1 pseudogene is annotated in these 244 nt (G+C 65.2%); it reads left to right on the top strand.

Annotation, left to right across the window (positions count from 1 at the left end):
* Nucleotides 1-244, top strand: a pseudogene (locus KVT28_RS26255) (PLP-dependent aminotransferase family protein); the annotation flags it as partial.

Here is a 244-nt window from a genome sequence, read left to right as displayed (position 1 = left end):
CAATATGGCGCAGCTACCGCAGGAAACTCAGCCGCCCGCCTGCAGCGAAATTGCCTTGTCACCGCGCATCGCTCAGGTGCGATCCAGCCATCCCACATTGAGTCAGGAGATGGCGCTGCGGCCCGGCGGTCCTTCGTTAGCACATTTCCCGCTGGTTCAGTGGCGACGGGCGCTGCACCGCGTGATGGCGGATCACCCGCAGCAACTGCCGGGCTATGCCCATCCGGTCGGCGAACCCACGCGA

The organism is Pantoea sp. GbtcB22, assembly GCF_019091025.1.
GTDB classification, from domain to species: domain Bacteria; phylum Pseudomonadota; class Gammaproteobacteria; order Enterobacterales; family Enterobacteriaceae; genus Pantoea; species Pantoea leporis.
Note: the sequence above shows the minus strand (reverse complement) of the source record. Positions and strands in the feature narration are given on the sequence as shown.